Genomic DNA, 22,403 nt, shown 5'->3' with positions numbered 1-22,403 from the left:
CGGTTTATTTTAGGAGACAAGTTTGGATATTAAAGCACATATTATTAAAGAAGCAGATGGATTGTTTTGTCAATTTGGATTTAAAAGTGTTACCATGGATGACATTGCCAAACACTTAGGAATTTCAAAAAAAACAATTTATCAGCATTTTAAAGATAAAGACGAATTGGTAAATACCTTGATGACAGAAAAGATCGCAAATCACAAATGTGAAATACAGTATCAGATCAATAATTCTGCTAATGCTGTTGAAGAGGTTCTTTTTACTTTACAAAATGTAGATAGTATGCTTTCTACCATGAATCAGAAATTATTTTATGATTTACAGAAATACCATACCAAGGCATGGCTGATCTTTAAAGAGTTTAAACAACATCATATTAGTGAAGCCGTATATAGCAATTTACAAAGAGGTATTCACGAAGGGCTTTACCGAGAAGAGTTAAATATTGACATTATTGCACAACTACGCTTAGATCAGATAGATATAATTTTTGGACCACATGAGAGATATACTAAAAACAGATATAACCTTGCAAATGTTATCATAGAAATAACCAAACATTTTTTGCACGGTATTTGTAACGAGAAAGGACTCGCTTTAATCAAAAAGTACGAAAAAACAACAAACAAAAACTACACTCATAATTAATTAACAATAAGATGCTTAAAAATAAGATAGCGAAACTCACCTGTCTTTTGATTTTAGCGGGATGGCTTCCGCAATTTGCAAAGGCACAGCAACCCCTTACGCTTAAAGACGCCCTTAATTACGCTCTGGATAACAACTCCAACATTAAAAAGGCACTTTTAGATATAGATAAAGGAAAATATAAAACTGAAGAAGTAAGAGCTCAGGCACTTCCACAAATTTCTGGAAACACTGGTTTAACCTACAACCCTATTATCGGACAGATTGTGTTTGGTAATCAAGCCATTAAATTAGGAAAAACCTGGAATTCGCAAGCAGGTGTGCAGCTTCAACAGCAATTGTTTAACCAGCAGGTTTTTACGGGTCTGCAAGCAGCAAAATCCAGTGAAGCTTATTATGCATTGAACTCACAACTAACCCAGGAACAGGTAATAGAACAGGTAGCCAATAACTACTATCAAATTTTGGTAAACCGTTTACAGCTTAGCGTTATTGATACCAATATCAAAAATGTAAAAGTAGTTGAAAAAATCATCAACAACCAGTACAGTAATGGCTTAGCCAGAAAGATTGATGTTGATCGCATAAGTGTAAACTTAACTAATCTTAATACCAGCAGAACAGAGATTTTAAACGCAATTACGTTGCTTGAAAACCAGTTAAAATTATCTATGGGTATGCCTGTGGCAACCCCTATTTCATTGCCTGAAAAAGAGCTTACAGAAGTAACTGCCTTACCGGTTTTACCAGACACATTGAATCTTGCCAATCGTACAGAATTTAAATTGTTAGATGTGCAGAAACGCTTGCTAACCTTACAACGTAAAGCTTATGTTGCTGAGTATTATCCAAGCCTGGCTTTATCCGCTAATTATACTTATGCTAGTCAGTCTGATAGTTTCGACTTTCTGAGAAGTAGCAAAGATGCCATTGGTTTTGGATCTTCTGCCATAGGTGTTACTTTACATGTACCTATTTTTAACGGCTTCTTAACCAGATCAAAAGTTCGTCAGGCAGATATAGATCTTAAGCAGGCAGATGAAGACATCGTTTTAACTAAAAACTCATTGAACTTTGCTTATGAAAATGCAAAAATCCAATTGAGAAACAGCATCAACACCATTAAATCTCAAAAGAAAAATGCGGAATTAGCTAAAGAAATTTACACAAGTACCCAAAACAACTACAACAACGGATTGGCTTCTTTAACTGATCTTTTAGATACTGAAAATGCTTTAACACAAGCTCAAAATAGCTACACACAAGCATTATTAAATTATAAAATAGCAGAAATACAATTAATTAAAGCTAAAGGCGACATCAGAACCTTGGTACAATAAATCAAATACAGAAGAAATAACATCAGATAAAATGAAAAGAGTAATAACCATCATTCTCGTAGTAATTGTAGTATTGGCTGCAATTGGCTATGTATTGAACAACAATAAAAAGAAAGCACAAGAAACTACTGATTTTATTGCCAAAGGCAGTGGTGCAATTGCGGTAAAAGTAGCTAATGTTGAACGTAAAGAGATTAACTTAGACTTTACTGTAAACGGAACTTTTGCGCCAAATCAAGAATTGAATTTTAGTGCTGAAAACTCTGGTCGTGTAACCAAAATATTTGTAGAGGAAGGTAGTCGCGTAAGCAAAGGAACAGTTTTAGCTAGAATTGATGCTGAAATTTTAAACACAGACAGAGAAACTGCAGAAGCTACTTATCAAAATGCAGTGAGAGACCTGGCTCGTTATGAAAGTTCTTTCAAAACTGGTGGTGTAACTCAACAACAATTAGATCAGGCCAGACTTGCTGCAGAAAATGCTAAATTACGCCTGCAACAACAACAACGTAAATTAAGCGACGCCAATATCCGTTCATCTATCAACGGTGTTGTAAACAAGAAAATGATTGAAGTAGGAGCAGTAGTATCTCCTGGTACACCATTATTTGAACTGGTTGATGTTTCTAAATTGAAATTGAAAGTAAACGTTAACGAGGGGCAAGTGGCTAACTTGAAAATTGGTGATGCTGTTCAAATTCAATCTTCGGTTTTCCCTAACGAAAGTTTTTCGGGCAAAGTAACTTTTATTGCAGCAAAAGCTGATCAAACGTTAAACTTCCCTATAGAAGTTGAGGTAACCAATAATGTTAAAAACAGCTTAAGAGCAGGTATGTATGGCACAGCTTTATTCAAATTCCCTAAACAGGCACCGGCTATTTTAGTTCCACGTACTTCTTTTGTAGGCAGTGTGAGCAGTAATGAAGTTTATGTGCTAAACACCTCTAAAAACGTAGCTGAGTTACGTAAAGTAGTTTCAGGTCGTATTTTAGGAGAGTCTGTAGAAATTTTAGATGGCCTAAAAGAAGGAGAAACTGTAATTACAAGTGGCCAGATTAACCTAACCGAAGGTGCTCCTGTTACTGTAATTAAGTAAAAAAGTTAAAAACGAAAAGCTTAAGCAAAAGCAGAGTGCTAAAACTAGCAAATGCCAAATGCTAATCGTGATACGCCAAACGCAATACAAAAAAGATGAAAATTACTGATATATCTATAAAAAGACCTTCGCTGGTAATTGTGGTATTTACCGCACTCACCCTGCTAGGTTTATTGAGTTATTTCTCGCTAGGATATGAGCTTTTACCTAAGTTCTCTCCAAACGTGGTATCTATCTCTACTATTTATCCGGGTGCTTCGCCAAATGAGGTAGAAAGTACCGTTACTAAAAAAATTGAAGATGCAGTTTCTTCGATGGAAAACATCAAGAAAATTAACGCAAACTCTTATGAAGGCCTATCGGTGGTAATTATTACCCTTAACGAAAACGCACAAATAGATATTGCCTTAAATGATGCACAAAGAAAAGTAAATGCTATTTTGGCCACCTTGCCAGATGACGTGAAACAGCCTTCGTTGAGTAAATTCTCTTTAGACGATTTCCCTGTGATTACCATGTCTGCATCCGCCAAAATGGACGATATTTCGTTCTACGACTTGATGGATAAGCGTATTGCACCTATCATTTCTCGTGTATCGGGTGTAGCACAGGTAAACTTAATTGGTGGTTCTGAACGTGAAATTAAAGTAGCTTTAGATGCAAAAGCCATGCAAGGATATGGTTTATCTGTACCTGCGGTACAACAGGCCATTTTAGCTTCCAACTTAGATTTCCCTACAGGTAGCGTAAAAACTAAAGCCCAAGACATTTTGGTGCGTTTATCAGGTAAATACGCCAACGTAGAAGAAATGCGCAACTTGGTAGTAAGTACCAGCAAAGATGGTGCACAAGTGCGTTTGAGAGATATTGCCGATGTTCAGGATACACAAAAAGAAACTGAAAAAATTGCTCGTATCAACAGAGCCAACTCCATTGCTCTACAAATTATTAAGCAGAGCGATGCTAATGCGGTAACCGTAAGTGAAGGCACTAAAGCGATCATTGAAAAGCTTAAAAATGATTACAAAGACATCAATTTAGATATCAAGATTGTAAATGACAGTTCGGTTTATACCCTGCAATCTGCCGATGCAGTAATCCACGATTTAATGCTGGCGGTTGTATTGGTAGCTGTGGTAATGCTTTTCTTCTTACATAGCTTGCGTAACGCAGTAATTGTAATGATTTCTATTCCTGCGTCGTTAATCGCTACGTTTATTGGTATCTCACTATTTGGCTATACCTTAAACCTGATGTCTTTACTGGGTTTATCTCTGGTAGTAGGTATTCTAGTGGATGATGCAATCGTAGTTCTGGAGAACATCCAGCGTCACATGGAGATGGGCAAAAACAAAGTACGTGCAGCAACAGATGCTACTCGCGAAATTGGTTTCACCGTAGTTTCCATCACTTTCGTAATTGTGGTGGTGTTCTTCCCTATTGCGGTAAGTACCGGTATGGTGGCCAACATCTTACGCCAATTCTGTGTGGTGGTAATTATTTCTACCTTATTATCTTTGGTTGCGTCGTTTACCATTGTACCGCTAATTTTCTCTCGTTTTGGTAAATTAGAACGTATTGAAGGTAAAAGCTTCTTTGGTAAGTTCATTCTCTGGTTCGAAAAACAATTACATAGATTTACGCAGTGGGTAACCAGAGTGTTAGAATGGACTCTTAAACACAAAGCCATCACATTAATTACCATGGTGGTATTATTCCTTTCTTCTTGTGGTTTACTGGGAGCGGGCTACATTGGTTTTGAGTTTTTCCCTAAATCTGATAAAGGTGAGTTCTTACTGCAAATAGAGTTGCCTAAAGATGCTTCTTTAGAGCAAACTAACCTCTATACCCAAAAAGCTGAAAACTATTTAAGCACTAAAAAAGAGGTTGTTCAGATGATCACTACCGTTGGACAATCGAGTGAAGGCATGGGTGGTACTACAGCTACCGCTTATAAATCTGAGATTAACGTGAAATTGGTAGATAAACCAGAGCGCAACAATGTATCCTCTGATATCATCTCTACTACCTATACTCGTGATTTACAAAAAGTATTGGTGGGTGCTAAAATTAAAACGGTTCCTATCGGTATTTTAGGTACAGCAGATAATGCGCCTATTCAGTTGGTTGTAATGGGTTCAGAGTTAGACACAGTTTTAGCATTTGCTCAAAAAGCAGAGAAAGTATTGGCGAAAATTCCCGGAGCTACACAAACTAAACTTTCAGTAGAGAAAGGAACGCCAGAGATCAACGTTAAGGTGGACCGTGATAAAATGGCAGCCTTAGGATTAAACTTATCTACTGTAGGTACCACTATGCAAACTGCTTTTGCAGGTAACACAGATGGTAAATTCCGTCAGGGTGAGTACGAGTACGATATCAATATTCAATATCAGGATTTTGACCGTAAGGACATTGATGATGTTCGTAATCTGATATTCGTAAATTCTGCTGGCCAACAGATCAAACTTTCACAATTTGCTGATATTAAAGAAGGTTCTGGACCAAGTTTACTGGAGCGTTTAAATAAATCGACTTCGGTTACTGTACAATCGCAAACCGTAGGCAGACCTACAGGTTCGGTGGTTGCAGATTTCCAAAAAGAACTAGATAAAATGCAAAAACCTGCTGGCATTAGCTTCTTCTGGTCTGGTGATCAGGAAAACCAAAGTGAAGGTTTCGGTACTTTAGGTATTGCCTTATTAGCCGCAATTATCTTGGTTTACCTTATTATGGTGGCACTATATGATAGTTTTGTTTATCCTTTTGTGGTAATGTTCTCTTTACCACTGGCTTTAATTGGAGCTTTACTAGCGCTGGCATTAACCAATAATGCTTTAGGTATCTTTACTATCTTAGGTTTCATCATGCTAATGGGTCTGGTAGCCAAGAACGCGATTATTCTGGTTGACTTTACCAACCACATGAAAGCGCAAGGCAAATCTACTCACGAAGCCTTGATTTTAGCCAATCATGCTCGTTTACGTCCCATCTTAATGACCACCATTGCCATGGTTATCGGTATGTTGCCTATTGCATTAGCAAGTGGTGCAGGTGCCGACTGGAAAAATGGTTTGGCCTGGGTAATTATTGGAGGTTTAACGAGTTCGCTCTTCTTAACTCTGGTGGTTGTACCGGTGATGTATCAGATTTTTGATAACCTGTTACACAAGTTCGGTTTCGATAAGAAAGGGAAAACTATTGAAGAATTGATGGTTGAGCCTTATGACCATAAAGATGTAAATGAGTGGGAACATTAATTTCACATACAAATAAATCCAAAAAGGGGACCTGTTACAGGATCCCCTTTTTATTTTTATTGCCATCCTGAACTCGTTTCAGGATCTATATCCCTATAGATAAAGATGCCGAAATAAATTCAGCATGACGGGTTTATTTTTATTTATGACCTCGTAGCTAATCGTAGTCAGCATAACGGGCTTTCTTTTAACGTCACTCTGGATTTATTTCAGAGTCTATATTCTTCAAGTAATATGTTGAAATAGTTTTTGCCTCGAAGCCAATCGGAAAGTTCAGTATAACGGTTTATTTTTTATTTATGACCTTATGGCTATCTTCGTGGTTAGCATGACGCATTATATTAATTCAGTATAGCGTCATCCCTGCTTCTTCGTCGTCCTGAACTTGTTTCAGGATCTATATGGCCAATGGATAAAGATGCTCGAAATAGCTTTCCCCAACACTTCAGGAAGTTCAGCATAACGAAATAGCTTTTTTACCTAATCGCACTCAGTTTAGATACCATAGCCGTAATTAAGATGCCAAAACAACCTATCAAAGCATAAGAATACTTTAAGCTCGACAGCTCTGAAATATAACCAATAAGTGGCGGCCCCATTAAAAAGCCAAAATAGGCTATACTGGATACCATAGCAATGGCCACACTCGAAGGTACTTTCTGGTGGTTGCCTGCAATGCTATAAATCATCGGTATAATTACCGAAACCCCGATACCTACCAACATAAAACCTATAGTTGCCGAAATGAGATAAGGAAAAGCAACGGATATAGCCATGCCTACAGAAATAATAATACCACTAACCTGCAACATGCGTTTTCGTCCATAATTAGCAATGGCCCTGTCTCCCAGAAAACGACCAAAAGTCATGGTAGCCGCATAAGAAGCATAGCCTAGAATTACCCAACGGGCAGGAGCCTGAACAATTTCTTTAAAATAAACGCCACTCCAATCCATCATGGCTCCTTCTGTAGCCATACTACAAAATGCAATAATTCCCAGCTGTACCAGTACCGAAGGAGGTTTCACAAATATTTTGGTTTTCTTCTCAGCGGTAGGTTTGCTTCCTTTTACTAAAAATTTATGGTTAATGCTGATATGCAGCCATGTTAATGCAGCTACTACCGCAAAATGTGTAAATAAGCCGGCTTGTAAATTCATCATCAGTAAGCCAATCAAAGCTCCGCTAAACATGCCTAAGCTCCATGAACCGTGAAAAGAAGACATGATAGGTTTACCATAAAAATTTTCGGCCGCCACTGCCTGTGTATTTAATGAGATATTACACAAGTTACCCGATATGCCAAAAAACAATAAGGCTACAGGCAATTGCCAGCCTGCATTTACAAAAGCAATGGATACAAGGGCCAAAGCATAAAACGGAGTTGCAAACGTGAGTATTTTTTTACTACCATAGGTTGCCGTAAGCTTGCCCGATAAGGGCATGGTAATTAATTGACCTAAAGGTAAGGCCAGTAAAATACTTCCTAAAAGCGCATCAGATAAATGTAAGTTCGATTTAATATCAGCTATACGGCTGGCCCAGCTTGCAAAACAAACACCCTGCCCGTAATAAAATAAAGAAACCGCCAATCTGGTTCTTTTCTTCCCATAAGGATGATTTATTTCAGCATTTTGCGGTACGGTTTCATTCATTTTCTGCGACATTAAAGTAATATTTAAGCATAAGTCAACCGCAATAACCAAGCCGATAATCGGGTTAATTCCTTGTAAATAAAAATCCCCCAAGCTATGCTCAGGGGATTTAATTTATAATCAATTGATCAAATTAAATGTGTATTGCCCTGTTTGCAGTAGCTGCCAAAGCGGCTTCTTTCATCGCCTCTGTAAAAGTTGGGTGCGCATGGCATATTCTTGCAACATCTTCTGCTGCAGCTCTGAACTCCATGGCTACAACTGCTTCAGCAATCATATCGGCGGCACGTGGGCCAATCATATGTACACCTAAAATTTCGTCTGTTTGCTCATCAGCCAATACTTTAACAAAACCATCTGTATCCATACTTGCTTTTGCACGTCCGCTGGCTTTGAAAGGGAAAGAGCCTACTTTATATTTAACACCAGCTGTTTTCAATTGCTCTTCTGTTTGACCAACAGAAGCAACTTCTGGCCAAGTATAAACTACACCGGGAATTAAGTTATAATTGATATGTGGCTTTTGTCCGGCTATACGCTCAGCCACATAAACACCTTCTTCTTCAGCTTTATGCGCTAACATAGCACCCTTAACCACATCACCAATAGCGTAAACACCTGGTACAGTAGTTTCAAGATGATCATTTACCGGTACTTTTTTACCTCTTTCATCAAGCGCAACACCAATTTTTTCTAAACCTAATCCTTCAGTATATGCCGTTCTGCCTACAGCTACAATGCAATAATCTGCTTCTAATTTAACAGGTTCACCCTTAGCGTTATCAGCAGTTACGGTTACTGTTTTACCTTTAGCAGCAGCTCCGGTTACTTTATGGTTCAATAAGAATTCCATTCCTAAGGTTTTCTTAAGCACCCTTTGCAATTCTTTGCCTAAACCACCATCCATGGTGCTGATAATTGATCCCGCAAATTCAACCACAGTAACTTTTGTTCCTAAACGGGCATATACAGAACCTAATTCTAAACCAATTACTCCACCACCAATTACAATCATTGTTTTAGGCACCTCTTTTAAATTTAAGGCTTCTGTTGAAGTAATGATCCGTTTTTTATCTACTGGTAAAAATGGCAATGCTGTAGGTTTAGAACCCGTTGCAATAATTACGTTTTTAGCTGTTATTTTCTCTGTAGTTCCGTCAGCCTTGGTTACTACGATCGTGTTTTTATCTTCGAAAGAGCCTACACCTTCAAACGCATCGATTTTGTTCTTTTTAAACAGATAAGTAATACCTGCAGTATTTTGCGCCACTACATCATCTTTACGGGCAATCATCTGCTTCATATCAACTTTTAAGTCTTTTAAGTTGATACCATGTGTAGTAAAAGTATGTGCTGCATTATGGTAATGCTCTGAAGAATCTAATAATGCTTTTGAAGGAATACATCCTACATTTAAGCAGGTACCTCCATAGGTTTTATATTTTTCAACTATTGCTGTTTTTAAACCCAATTGTGCACAACGGATGGCACCTACATAACCGCCCGGGCCCGAGCCTATAACAACTACATCGTATTGCATAAGATTTTATTTTTTTATTAAGGCAAATGTACGTTTTAGCACTTAAACACCAAAAGTTAAGTGTTTTAATGTTGTAAAAACTTAGTTGTGGTCCTGAAACTACCGATAATACATTTTATAAAGTTCTTTTTTGAAAAGCAACATTAACTGCCCAAGCCAGGCTTTACTGCTGTTAAAAATTCAACTTCATGTCAATCTAGCAGGACATTGCTAAAAGTAAATATCTAAACAAAGAATAACCAAATACCAGAGCTATATATAACAAAGTTCTTTCTACTAAAACTTGAATGTTGTAGCGATATAAAAAAAAAGTATATTTATCAATCATATTTTCTGAATTCGCTTGAAAACAATTGCATTTATTGATACAGAGATTGAGCCCAAAAGTGGTAAAATTCTTGATATTGGAAGTATCAGGGATAATGGAGCTCTTTTTCACAAAACCTCAGTAGCTGAATTTACACAGTTCCTCAATGGAACGCAATTTATTTGCGGGCATAATATTTTCAATCATGATATCAAATACATTAGACAAGCACTTCAAGATGTAGGAATAAACTCAGCTAACATCATTGACACTTTGTTTCTTTCGCCTCTTATTTTTCCAACAAATCCTTATCACTCATTACTTAAAGACGATAAGTTACAATCTGAAGACAATAACAATCCGCTAAATGATTCAATCAAAGCTCGAGATTTGTTAAATGACGAAATCGCTGCTTTCAAACAAATTGATGATACCTTTCAGCAAATTCTCTACTTATTGTTGCATAGCAAAAAAGAGTTTCAGGCTTTTTTTCGCTTTATCGGATATTTCAGCTCCAGCACAGAAACTGAAAAACTAATCCGATTAAAATTTAAAAATGAAATTTGCGAGCAAGTTTCTTTAGAAAAAGAAACTTCAGAAAATCCAATTGAACTTGCATACTGTTTATCATTAGTCAATTCTTTCATTCAGCATAAAAAAATACATTCGATAACTCCTCCCTGGGTTTTAAAAAATTATCCAGAAGTTGAACGGATAATGTTTCGTTTACGGAACAACCCTTGCCTTAGCGGCTGTAATTATTGCAACGAAGTTTTAGACGCAAATAAGGGACTAAAAAGATTTTTTGGTTTTGATTCTTATAGAAAATACGGAGACGAGCCATTACAAGAAAAAGCTGTTAAAGCTGCGATTGATAACAAATCTATTCTTGCCGTTTTTCCTACAGGAGGAGGAAAGTCAATTACGTTTCAAGTTCCAGCGTTAATGAGTGGAGAGAATTCAAAAGCTTTGACCATCGTTATCTCACCCTTGCAATCGTTAATGAAAGACCAAGTTGACAATCTTGAAAAAATTGGTATTACAGATGCGGTTACCATTAATGGTCTACTTGACCCGATTGAAAGAGCAAAATCTTTTGAGAGAGTTGAAAATGGTTCAGCTTCCCTTCTTTACATATCACCAGAATCATTGCGCTCAAAAACTATTGAGCGTTTAGTTCTGGGAAGAAAAATTTCACGTTTTGTTATCGACGAAGCGCACTGCTTTTCTTCATGGGGACAAGACTTTAGGGTAGATTATTTATACATCGGGGATTTCATTAAATCAATTCAAGAAAAGAAAAATCTTGAAGACAGCATTCCTGTTTCTTGTTTCACTGCTACTGCAAAGCAAAAAGTCATTGAAGACATTCAAGATTATTTTCGAGAAAAACTTTCCATTAATCTGGAATTGTTTACTTCAAAAGCGTCACGAACAAATCTCCAGTATAAAGTTTATGCAAAAGGAGACGAAGAAGATAAATATCAGACAGTTCGCGATTTAATTGAGCTAAAAAATTGCCCTACCATTATTTATGTTTCAAGAACACGAAAGGCATTTTTACTTGCCGAAAGACTATTCAAAGACGGTTTCAGTGTAAAAGCTTATCATGGAAAAATGGATAAGGCTGAAAAGTCTGAAAATCAAAACTCATTTATCAACGGTGATACTCAAATAATGGTAGCAACATCTGCTTTTGGAATGGGCGTTGATAAAAAAGATGTGGGAATGGTTATTCACTTTGAAATTTCCGATTCACTAGAAAATTACGTTCAGGAAGCTGGCAGAGCAGGACGAGATGAAAGCATTACCGCCGAGTGCTTTGTATTATTTAACGAAGAAGATTTAAGCAAACACTTTATCCTTTTAAATCAAACTAAATTATCTATCAAAGAAATTCAGCAGATTTGGAAAGCAATAAAAGAAATAACAAAATTTCGTGCAAAGGTTTCAAATTCTGCTTTGGAAATTGCAAGAATAGCTGGTTGGGATGATAATGTTGCCGAGATTGAAACAAGGGTAACAACAGCCATTGCTGCGCTAGAAGATGCAGGATATTTGAAGCGGGGGCAGAATATGCCAAGAGTTTTTGCCAATAGTATTCTTTCAAAAAATGCCCAAGAAGCGATTGATAAGATCAATGTTTCGGAAAAATTTGCCGATAACAAAAAAGCAAAGGCCATTAGAATTATCAAAAAGCTTTTTTCTAGCAAGAGTAGAAAACATTTAAATGATGAAAGTGCAGAATCAAGAATTGATTACATTAGCGACCATTTAGGAATTGTTAAAGAAGAAGTAATAAACATTATAAACCTTTTACGTGAAGAAAAAATTTTAGCAGATGCAAAGGATTTAACTGCTTTCATAAAAAAAGGAGAAAACAAAAATCGCTCCTTCAATATTCTCGAAGCATTCAGTAAAATTGAAAACTTTTTGCTCCCTATTTTTGAAGAACAAGAAAAAGTACTTCATATTAAAGAATTGAATGGACAAGCAGAAGAAAAAGGACTGGTCGATATCAGTACTAACAAAATTAAAACCATTATCAATTTTTGGGCGATTAAAAATTGGATTAAACGAAAAAACCTAGAATCAAAAAACCACATTGCTGCTGCTTCTCTACACTCAAAAGAATTCTTAATTGATAAATTACAGAAACGACATGCGTTAGCAAAATTCATTGTTGAATTTCTCTACGAAAAAAGTAATGTAAATGCGTCGAAAGACGATTTGAGTAGAGACGAAGTATTGGTTGAATTTTCTGTTCATGAATTAAAAAAAACCTACGATACAAGTTCTAATCTATTTAAAGTAGATATCAATCTTGATGATGTCGAAGACACTTTATTTTATTTATCAAGAATTGAAGCTATAAAAATTGAAGGCGGCTTCTTAGTGGTATATAATCGTTTAACCATTGAACGAACAGAGCAAAACAATAAAAAACAGTACACAAAAGAAGATTATCAAAAACTTCATCAGTTTTACGAAAGCAAAATCCAGCAAATTCACATTGTGGGCGAGTATGCCACCAAAATGATTGACGACTACAAAAATGCTTTACAATTTGTAGAAGATTATTTTCAATTAAATTACTCTTCATTCCTCAACAAGTATTTTAAAGGAAGTAGACAAAACGAAATCAAGCGGAATATCACACCTTCAAAATTCAAACAACTTTTTGGAGAACTCTCTCCAACACAATTAAAAATCATCAATGACAATGAGACCAAGCACATTGCTATTGCTGCTGGCCCTGGAAGTGGAAAAACACGAGTTTTGGTTCACAAACTGGCTTCTTTGCTTTTAATGGAAGACGTAAAACACGAGCAATTGCTAATGATTACGTTTTCAAGGGCAGCAGCAACCGAATTTAAAAAGCGGCTGCTTAAATTAATTGGAAATGCTGCGAATTACATCGAAATAAAAACCTTCCACTCTTATTGTTTTGATTTGTTGGGTAAAGTTGGCAGTTTGGAAAAATCTAGTGAAATAGTAAAAAAGACTATTCAAAAAATAAAAAACAATGAAGTTGAAGCAAGTCGGATAACAAAAACTGTTTTGGTAATTGACGAAGCACAAGATATGGATGAGGACGAGTTTGGATTGATAAGCGCTTTAATGGAACAAAATGAAGAAATGAGAGTGATTGCAGTAGGCGATGATGACCAAAATATTTATGAATTTAGAGGCGCAAGCTCAAAGCATCTTGAACAATTTATTAATTCAAATAACGCAGCTAAACATGAATTAATAGAAAACTACAGAAGTAAAAGTAATCTTGTCGATCTTACAAACCAATTTGTCAAACGAATTTCTCACCGGCTCAAACAAATCCCAATTATTGCGAAACAAAACGATAATGGACAAATAAAAATAGTACGTCATCACAGCGAACACCTCATCAATCCACTTGTACAAGATATTCTTAAAACAGAACTTTCAGGTACAACTTGTGTACTAACAAAAATAAATGAAGATGCATTACAAATTGCTGGATTGCTTTTAAAAAATAATACACAGGCAAAATTAATTCAGTCAAATGATGGTTTCAACTTATATAATCTTAACGAAGTCCGATATTTTTTAAGTCACTTAAATTTGGCTAACGATGTTTATGTTATTAATGATGAAACTTGGCAAACTGCAAAACTAGAAGTAGTAAGCAAATATCGACATAGTACCAAATTGGAAATCCTTGGAAACATTATCAAAGAATTTGAAGCATCAAACCCAACAAGAAAATACAAGTCAGATTTAGAAGTTTTCATAAGGGAATCGAAACTTGAAGATTTCTACAACGAAAATGGTGAAACTATTTTTGTTTCAACAATGCATAAAGCTAAAGGAAGAGAGTTTGACAATGTTTTTTTAATGCTTGAAAACTTCAACCCAACGACAGACGAAGACAAACGACTTTTATATGTTGCAATGACAAGAGCAAAAAGAAACATGACAATTCACTTTAACTCAAATTTTCTTGACAACCTTGTAGCAGAGAACTTAGAACGTATAGAAAACGAAGAAATTCATTTACAACCTAATGAATTAGTAATGCACTTATCTTTAAAAGATGTTTGGCTAGACTATTTCATAAATAAGCAACATTTAATTGTCCAAATCACAAGCGGAGACGAACTTATTTTAAATGGAGATGAATGCTTAGATAAAAACAGAAAATCTATCTTGAAATTCTCTAAACAGTTTGTTGAACAAATTGAAAAAATGAAAGCTAAAAACTATAAGTTGAAAAGCGCAAAAGTAAATTTCATCGTTTACTGGAAAAAAGAAGAAACAGAAGTAGAAATAAAAATTATTTTACCCGAACTTCTATTTCAAAGAAATTAATCTCTCAAAATCTTCATCTATTGCCAAGCTCTAGTTGTTTTGACCTAACCCTCTTTAACAAAGCTTTTACTTTTAACTTTATTGATATTGCCTATATTTAAAAAACAATTATAACTGATCATGAAACTATTCAAGTCTCTTCTTTTTATTTCCTTTATTGTTTTATCCATTTCTGCATTTGCACAACAAACAGATTCTGCCTATGTAAGAGATAATTACACCAAAATAGAACGTTTAATTCCCATGCGTGATGGGGTAAAACTCTTTACCTCTATCTATATCCCTAAAGATCAGGGCAAGAAATATCCTTTCTTGATTAATCGCACACCCTATACCGTTGCCCCTTATGGTGAAAACGAGTATAAAAAATCATTGGGCAATTTTCCGGCTATGATGCGTGAGGGCTTTATTTTTGTTTATCAGGATGTAAGAGGACGCTGGATGAGCGAAGGTAATTTTGAAGATATCAGACCTCAAACCACCGAAAAAGGCAAAAAAGCAATAGACGAAAGTACCGATACGTACGATACCATTGATTGGTTGGTAAAGAATATTAAAAACAATAACGGAAAAGCGGGTATATACGGAATTTCATATCCGGGTTTTTATTCGACCACCTCTTTACCTAATGCACATCCTGCTTTAAAAGCCGTATCACCACAGGCTCCGGTTACCGATTGGTTCATTGGTGATGATTTTCATCATGGCGGCGCATTATTTTTAATGGATGCCTTTAAATTTATGAGCTCTTTTGGCGTTCCAAGACCAAAACCTATTACACCAGACCAGGGACCTAAACCGTTTAAGTTCCCGGTAAAAGATAGCTATCAGTTTTATTTACAGGCAGGTTCGGTAAAAAACTTAAAAGACAAATACTTTGCAGACAGTATCAAATTTTGGAACAATTTATTTAAACATCCTAATCTGGATACTTTCTGGCGAGCCAGACAAATTACCAGGCATTTAACCAATGTTAAACCTGCTGTAATGACTGTAGGTGGCTTTTTTGATGCAGAAGATGCATACGGCGCTTTTACTACTTATAAAACCATTGAGAAACAAAGTCCTGGTGCAAACAATATCCTTGTGGCTGGCCCATGGTTTCATGGTGGCTGGGTAAGAGGTGAAGGCAGCAGCTTTGGCGACATTAATTTTGGCACACCAACCAGTTTGTATTATCAGGAAAATTTAGAGCTACCTTTCTTTAAATTTTACTTAAAGGGTGAAGGCAGTTTCAATGCAGCAGAGGCCAATATATTTATTTCAGGCAGTAACCAATGGAAAAAATTTGACACCTGGCCACCTAAAGAAGCAGAAAACAGAAACCTTTATTTATGGCCTAACGGAAAACTTTCTTTTGAAAAGCCTTCGGCCAAAAACAGCTTTGACGAATATGTAAGCGATCCGGCAAAACCGGTTCCTTTCCAGGCAGGGATTTATGAAAACCGTTCAAGAGAGTATATGATAGATGATCAACGTTTTGCAGCTCAACGCCCTGATGTAATGGTGTATCAAACAGATGTTTTACAGGAAGATATTACACTTACCGGGCCAGTTATTGCCAATCTGATTGTAGCAACTACGGGTACTGATGCGGATTATGTTGTAAAACTGATTGATGTTCTTCCTGAAAATTCACCTAATCCTAAACCAAATCCTAAGAATTTAATTATGGGTGGTTACCAGATGCTGGTAAGAGGCGAAATTTTAAGAGGCAAGTATCGCAACAGTTTTGAAAATCCTGAACCTTTTACCCCTAATATGCCAACCAAAGTGAACTATGCTTTACCTGATGTGGGCCACACCTTTAAAAAAGGACACAGAATAATGATCCAGATTCAAAACTCATGGTTCCCACTGGCCGACAGAAATCCGCAAAAATTCATGAATATCTATGAAGCACAGCCATCTGATTTCCAAAAAGCGACGCATAAAATCTATCACGACGATCAGAACGCCTCATATATTGTATTACCAATCCTAAAACACTAATAACACACAATGAAGAAAACCTGTTTAACCATAGCATTAGCTTTCATCTTAATGCTTTCGTTCCAGGCCAATGCCCAGCTTTTGAGGGGCAATAGGCAATTTACAAAAGCAGATACTTTAAGGGGCATGCTAACTCCGTTGCGTACCTGCTATGATATCAATTATTATCACTTAGATGTTAAAATCGATATAGACAACCAATCTGTAAGCGGCTCTAACCTATTTGCATTTACAGCCACACAGGATTTTAATAAATTACAATTCGATCTTTTTGAAAACCTTAAAGTAGAAAGAGTAGAATATAAAGGTAAATCCGTTCCTTTTACCCGCGAAGCCAATGCTGTTTTTGTAACCTTCCCTTCTACGCTAAAAAAAGGAAGCAAAGACAATTTTACGGTTTTTTATAGCGGCAAACCCCGAGTGGCCAAAAATCCGCCATGGGATGGAGGTTTTATTTTCGAAAAAGACAAATCAGGCAATCCTTTTGTATCTGTTGCCTGCCAGGGTTTAGGCGCAAGCGTATGGTGGCCTAACAAAGACCATCAAAGTGATGAGGTTGACAGCATGTTGATCAGCGTTAGTGCACCTAAAGATCTTGACATTATAGCCAACGGTCGTTTACGTTCTATAAAACCACAAAAAGATGGCTATAAACAAGCCAACTGGTTTGTATCTAACCCAATTAACAATTACAACGTTGCTTTTTACATTGGTAAATATGCACATTGGACAGACACTTATGATGGCGAGAAAGGGAAATTAAGCCTTGATTTCTGGTCGCTTAAAGAAGATAGCGCAAAAGCACGCCCGCATTGGGATGCTGATGTAAAAACCATGCTGAAAGCATTTGAGTACTGGTTTGGCCCGTATCCATGGTATAAAGATGGCTATAAGCTGGTACAGGCACCACATTTAGGGATGGAGCACCAAAGTGCCGTTGCTTATGGCAATGAGTTCAAAAAAGGCTATAGAGGTGGAGACCTTAGCAGAACCGGCCATGGCTTAAGCTGGGATTATATCATTGTACATGAATCTGGCCACGAATGGTTTGGCAATAATATTACCTCTAAAGACATTGCCGATATGTGGGTACATGAAGGGTTTACCGATTATTCTGAAACCCTATTTGTAGATTATACACAGGGTAAAAAAGCTGGAAACGAATATGTAATAGGCTTAAGAAGAGGTATTGGTAACCGTTCCCCTATTATCGGTCCTTATAATGTGAATCAGGAAGGTTCTCAGGATATGTACAACAAAGGATCTAATATTATTCATACCATCAGACAACTTGTTGATAACGATGAAAAATTCAGACAGATCCTAAGAGGATTAGGTTCGACTTTTTATCACCAGACTGTAACCACCAAACAGATTGAAGATTATATTGCCCAAAAAAGTGGTTTAAAACTGGATAAAGTATTTGATCAGTACTTGCGTTACAGCAAAATCCCTACGTTGGAATACAAGATCAGTGATGGTAAATTAGCTTATCGCTGGGTAACCGATGTGAAGGATTTTGATATGCCCGTTAAGGTTTCATTGAAAGCTGATACCTACAGTTTAATATATCCAACCAACGAATGGAAATCTATTGCTGTTGATCCGTCTGTTAACAATGATAATTTTAAAGCCGAACAGAATTTCTACATTAATATTAAAAAGGCTGAATAATTTTTTTTATTCATGCAACTTTTAGATTAGAAAACCGTCTTATAGAAAAAACCGAATTATGATACATAAGTCTCTTAAACCACTATGGATATCGGCAATTGCTATAGGACTGGCTTTTTCTTCCTACTCTGTTTCTGCATTGCCTTTCAATACAAAATTTACCCAGAATGCTTCGGGTGATGAAAGAAAGGTGAAAAACTTTGAAGGCGTTGCCTCTGGCGGACCTTTACAGGTTGTGATTACCTTAGGCAATACTGAAAGCCTAAGATTTGAGGGCGATCAGGAAGCCATATCAACCCTGGTGAGTGAAATTAAAGGTTCTACTCTGATCATCAGACCTCAGATCAGCTGGACCAGTTGGGCAAGAAAATACCAAGGCAAGAAAATCGTTGCTTATATAACTGCTAAAAAGATCAGAAACTTAGTGATGAGTGGCGATGGTAGCATAACAGTTAATGGAACTATTAACGAAGATGCTTTAAATGCTACATTGAGCGGTTCTGGAAACATGAATGTAAAAGTAAATGTAAATAAACTGAATGCTGTAGTAAGTGGTTCGGGTACTTTAAATGTAACCGGAAAAGCTGATGATGCTTCTGTTACTTTAAGTGGATCGGGTTCTTTACCTAAATCCGGCTTTGAGGTAGGCGATTTGTCTGCTGTTATCAGCGGTTCGGGTAATGTAAATGTAACCACAAATGGCAACATTGATGCTTTAATTAGCGGTTCAGGCAGTGTAAACTATAAAGGGAATGCCAGTGTTACACAAAAAACATTTGGCAGTGGTAAAGTAAAAAGAATTTAATTTTTGAATACACACAAGTTTAATATCAATAATTGATACCAAACACCTGATAGATTTTAATAAGTTTTACAATTTAAAAGAGGGTGTCTAAAAACTTCACGTCATTCCGTACTTGATACGGAATCTTTAAGATCCTGAAACGAGTTCAGGATGACGGGGATTCACTTTTTAGACATCCTCTTTTTATTTTGTGATTTAATCTTTCTTAAAACTGAAAACCGATAGCGGTATAATTCTCCAGAAAACGAATGGTTTGTTGTGCTCCATCAATACTGTTACGGCCTGTAGTATGAATCTTATCAAGATCTATAAAGCCTGCTTTGGTTACATTCTGGAAGTACAGTTTTTTAGTTACATTAAATTTTAGCCCTGCCTTTACTGAAATTCCATAGCCTGCAAAATTCCAGAAATTATTCTCGCCCACATCAAAAAATTTCACATCAGATCTAGGGATAACAAAGCCCAACCCGGCTCCTGTTTCCATTGTTAGCATCTGCTTTTTGTTCCTGGCAACCCAGATATCATCATAACGTTCCAACTCTGCACTTACATAATTCAATCCATCGGTATGTTCAAAAGTTAGCATTTCTGGTTGTACGGTAATTTCCTGATTATGGTAAACACCAGCATATTTACCGGTAGCAATCTGTGGATCAGAAACCATAGGGTTTATATAACCATCTATCACAACTTTTTGGGGAATGTTCATCACATATTTCATATGATCCCACCCTAACGAAATGCTATAGGTATCGTTGATAAAATAACCAAACCTAAAATCAAACTGCGGCGTAGTCAGTTCCATGGGATTGATATAATCAAAACCGAGTTTAGACGGCCTGTCTTTAGCACTTACATTCTTTAAAGTGAAATCATATCCCGGACCTTTAAAGGTGATGTTACTTTTATCATACCATGAGAAATTCCATCCCCAATGTACGTACCAGTTACCTTTTCGTGAAAAATCTCTTGTGCTTTCTTTATTAAAAATGCTTTCACCGATTTTTTTATTTTGAGGAGCTTCTTGTGCATAGATTTTTCTGCCAAAAATCAGCACCATTAACAACATGAACGTTCTTTTCATCGCGCAAATTTGCGAAATAGAGACGTCCTATTTCTAAAAATGAGTTTTTATGACTTTATGCAAACTTTTACACTTCCGGGTTTTAAAAACGGGTATTTATACTTAGTTGCGCTACGTGATTATACGTCACATTTGAACTACCTTTTATATACTGATTAAGATAACCGGCCTCTACATCTACTTTAGGAGAAATACGGTAACCTAAAGCCAGAAAAACCCGGTTCTGGTCAAATAACCGGCCGTTTACCTGCTCTTTATGCTGAACGTTAAAAAATACTTCATCCTGTAAGGCCGCATATATCCCTTGATTAAATGCACCCTTGTTTTTGCTTAAAGGTTGCAGTACTCTAAAGAAGTATCTGAAACGCTGCATAAAAAAATCATCTGCATTAGAGCGCTCCATAAATCGCTGTTCTAATCTGAATCTATGTGTAACAGCCGCAGCTTGAAATTTGTGGGTAATGAGATATTGTTCCCAAATGGTATTTTCAGTTAATGTGCTATTAGATGCTCCTATTACTCTGCTGTAAGTTGGATTATATAAATATCCTGCCGTTACCCTTTGATTTTTATTGATAGAATAAGTTATACCTGGCCTTACCAAAATACGCCTCACGTATTCCCAGTTATCGGCCGATTGCATCTGAAAATCAAAGTGCAATGACCATTTATCGTTTATTTTAGTACTATTTAAAAACATTAGCCAACCTGCATGCTGGTTAACGGTTTGTGCAAAACCACATAGGGTAACTAGAGAAAGTATTAAGAAAAGTAAAAGTTTCTTCATCAATAACCGGTTATGAAAAAGGTTGTCTTAAATCCATTGGATTTTCTAAGACAACCTTTCTTTCCTTAAGAAAAAATAAAATTATTTTATACGCCCAATAATAATCTGGCCGGATCTTCTAATAATTGTTTAACTCTAACCAGGAAGCCAACAGACTCACGTCCATCAATAATTCTGTGATCATATGATAAAGCGATGTACATCATTGGTCTGATTACCACCTCTCCTTTTTCTGCCACCGGACGCTCTACAATATTATGCATACCTAAAATAGCTGATTGTGGTGAGTTAATGATCGGGGTTGACATCATTGAACCAAATACACCACCATTAGTAATGGTAAATGTTCCGCCTGTCATCTCTTCAATGGTCAATTTATTTTCGCGTGCTTTTAAAGCCAGTTCTAAAACTGATTTTTCCAACTCAGCTAAAGATTTGCTTTCTGCATTTCTGATTACCGGAACCACCAATCCTTTTGGTGCAGATACAGCAATAGAAACATCTGCAAAATTGTTGTAAACAATTTCTTCTCCTTCTATACGTGCATTAACCGCAGGGAAATCTTTTAACGCTTCTGTTACAGCTTTGGTAAAGAAACTCATAAAGCCTAAACCAACACCATATTTTTCTTTGAACTGATCTTTGTACTTAGAACGAAGATCCATAATTGGTTTCATGTTAACCTCATTAAAAGTAGTTAACATTGCTGTTTCGGCTTTAACAGCAACCAAACGTTTAGCAACTGTTTTTCTTAAAGGCGACATTTTTTCTCTGCGCTCATCGCGAGAACCCGTCATTGCTGATACCGATTGTGCTGCCTTAGACGCCTCTGCTTTAGCCGGAGCTTTACCTGCTTCTGCTTTCATGGCATCAGCTTTAGTAATACGGCCATCAACACCAGTACCTTTTACACTACCTGTATCCACTCCTTTTTCGGCCAATATTTTAGCTGCTGCCGGTGATGGTGTACCTGTAGCATAGTTCTCTGCCGATTTTTCGGCAACAGGAGCTTGAGCCGAAGCTTCAGCTTTAACTTCTGCCGGTTTTTCTGCTGCTGTTTCTTTAGCTGCCGGAGCTGCTCCACCTTCTTCTATAGTACAAACTACTGCACCTATTTCTAATGTATCACCTTCCTGAGCAACAATTTTTAAAGTTCCTGCTTTTTCTGCAGTTAATTCAAATGTAGCCTTATCAGATTCTAATTCGGCAATGATTTCGTCCATTTCAACAAAATCGCCATCATTTTTAACCCATCTTGATAATACTACCTCGGTAATTGATTCTCCTACCGCCGGAACTTTTATTTCTAAACTCATAATTTTAAAGTATGTTTTGTTCGCGTATAATCTATTAACCCGGAAAC

13 protein-coding genes are annotated in these 22,403 nt (G+C 36.6%); 8 read left to right on the top strand and 5 right to left on the bottom strand.

Translation table 11 applies throughout. The features are described from left to right. Nucleotides 1-22 precede the first annotated feature (22 nt). From MMF97_RS05735 to MMF97_RS05720, 4 genes are all read left to right on the top strand, one after another. Nucleotides 23-652 (top strand): TetR/AcrR family transcriptional regulator, encoded by a 630-nt coding sequence (locus tag MMF97_RS05735; RefSeq protein WP_243360474.1) that lies wholly within the window; start codon nucleotides 23-25, stop codon nucleotides 650-652. A gap of 11 nt (nucleotides 653-663) precedes the next feature. Beyond that, complete coding sequence (locus MMF97_RS05730; RefSeq protein WP_243360472.1) at nucleotides 664-1,992, top strand: TolC family protein; 1,329 nt, start codon at nucleotides 664-666, stop codon at nucleotides 1,990-1,992. A gap of 31 nt (nucleotides 1,993-2,023) precedes the next feature. After that, a complete protein-coding gene (locus MMF97_RS05725) occupies nucleotides 2,024-3,088 on the top strand; it encodes an efflux RND transporter periplasmic adaptor subunit (RefSeq protein ID WP_243360469.1) in 1,065 nt (354 codons plus the stop codon). A 95-nt stretch (nucleotides 3,089-3,183) separates the two neighbouring features. Beyond that, entirely contained in the window at nucleotides 3,184-6,348 is a 3,165-nt protein-coding gene (locus MMF97_RS05720; RefSeq protein ID WP_243360468.1) for an efflux RND transporter permease subunit, read from the top strand. Between the two features lie 476 nt (nucleotides 6,349-6,824). On the opposite strand, the gene MMF97_RS05715 is transcribed toward MMF97_RS05720, so the two are convergent. Together MMF97_RS05715 and lpdA are read right to left on the bottom strand one after the other, a co-directional pair. Next, nucleotides 6,825-8,015 carry an MFS transporter gene (locus MMF97_RS05715; protein WP_243360466.1) on the bottom strand — a complete coding sequence of 397 codons (1,191 nt, stop codon included), beginning with the start codon at nucleotides 8,013-8,015 and terminating at the stop codon, nucleotides 6,825-6,827. Between the two features lie 121 nt (nucleotides 8,016-8,136). Continuing rightward, nucleotides 8,137-9,543 (bottom strand): dihydrolipoyl dehydrogenase, encoded by a 1,407-nt coding sequence (gene lpdA / locus MMF97_RS05710; protein ID WP_243360465.1) that lies wholly within the window; start codon nucleotides 9,541-9,543, stop codon nucleotides 8,137-8,139. 343 nt (nucleotides 9,544-9,886) lie between these two features. On the opposite strand from lpdA, the gene MMF97_RS05705 reads away from it, so the two are divergent. The 4 genes from MMF97_RS05705 to MMF97_RS05690 all read left to right on the top strand — a co-directional run bounded on the left by MMF97_RS05705 (nucleotide 9,887) and on the right by MMF97_RS05690 (nucleotide 19,169). Further along, nucleotides 9,887-14,698: a RecQ family ATP-dependent DNA helicase gene (locus tag MMF97_RS05705; RefSeq protein ID WP_243360463.1), complete on the top strand. Its 4,812-nt coding sequence runs from the start codon at nucleotides 9,887-9,889 to the stop codon at nucleotides 14,696-14,698. A 120-nt stretch (nucleotides 14,699-14,818) separates the two neighbouring features. Continuing rightward, nucleotides 14,819-16,690, top strand: coding sequence for a CocE/NonD family hydrolase (locus tag MMF97_RS05700; RefSeq protein ID WP_243360461.1), 1,872 nt, complete (start codon nucleotides 14,819-14,821; stop codon nucleotides 16,688-16,690). A 9-nt stretch (nucleotides 16,691-16,699) separates the two neighbouring features. Then, nucleotides 16,700-18,364: a M1 family metallopeptidase gene (locus MMF97_RS05695; protein ID WP_243360459.1), complete on the top strand. Its 1,665-nt coding sequence runs from the start codon at nucleotides 16,700-16,702 to the stop codon at nucleotides 18,362-18,364. 58 nt (nucleotides 18,365-18,422) lie between these two features. Further along, nucleotides 18,423-19,169: a head GIN domain-containing protein gene (locus tag MMF97_RS05690; RefSeq protein ID WP_243360457.1), complete on the top strand. Its 747-nt coding sequence runs from the start codon at nucleotides 18,423-18,425 to the stop codon at nucleotides 19,167-19,169. A 205-nt stretch (nucleotides 19,170-19,374) separates the two neighbouring features. Here MMF97_RS05690 and MMF97_RS05685 read toward each other — a convergent pair whose 3' ends face one another. The 3 genes from MMF97_RS05685 to odhB all read right to left on the bottom strand — a co-directional run bounded on the left by MMF97_RS05685 (nucleotide 19,375) and on the right by odhB (nucleotide 22,356). Next, entirely contained in the window at nucleotides 19,375-20,253 is an 879-nt protein-coding gene (locus tag MMF97_RS05685; RefSeq protein WP_243360456.1) for a hypothetical protein, read from the bottom strand. A gap of 82 nt (nucleotides 20,254-20,335) precedes the next feature. After that, entirely contained in the window at nucleotides 20,336-21,040 is a 705-nt protein-coding gene (locus MMF97_RS05680; RefSeq protein ID WP_243360454.1) for a DUF2490 domain-containing protein, read from the bottom strand. An 86-nt stretch (nucleotides 21,041-21,126) separates the two neighbouring features. Then, entirely contained in the window at nucleotides 21,127-22,356 is a 1,230-nt protein-coding gene (odhB, locus tag MMF97_RS05675) for a 2-oxoglutarate dehydrogenase complex dihydrolipoyllysine-residue succinyltransferase (protein ID WP_243360452.1), read from the bottom strand. Between the last annotated feature and the right edge of the window lie 47 nt (nucleotides 22,357-22,403).

The organism is Pedobacter montanisoli, assembly GCF_022809115.1.
Lineage (GTDB): Bacteria > Bacteroidota > Bacteroidia > Sphingobacteriales > Sphingobacteriaceae > Pedobacter > Pedobacter montanisoli.
The sequence above is the reverse complement of the archived record's forward strand: the minus strand, read 5'-3'. Positions and strand labels throughout refer to the sequence as shown.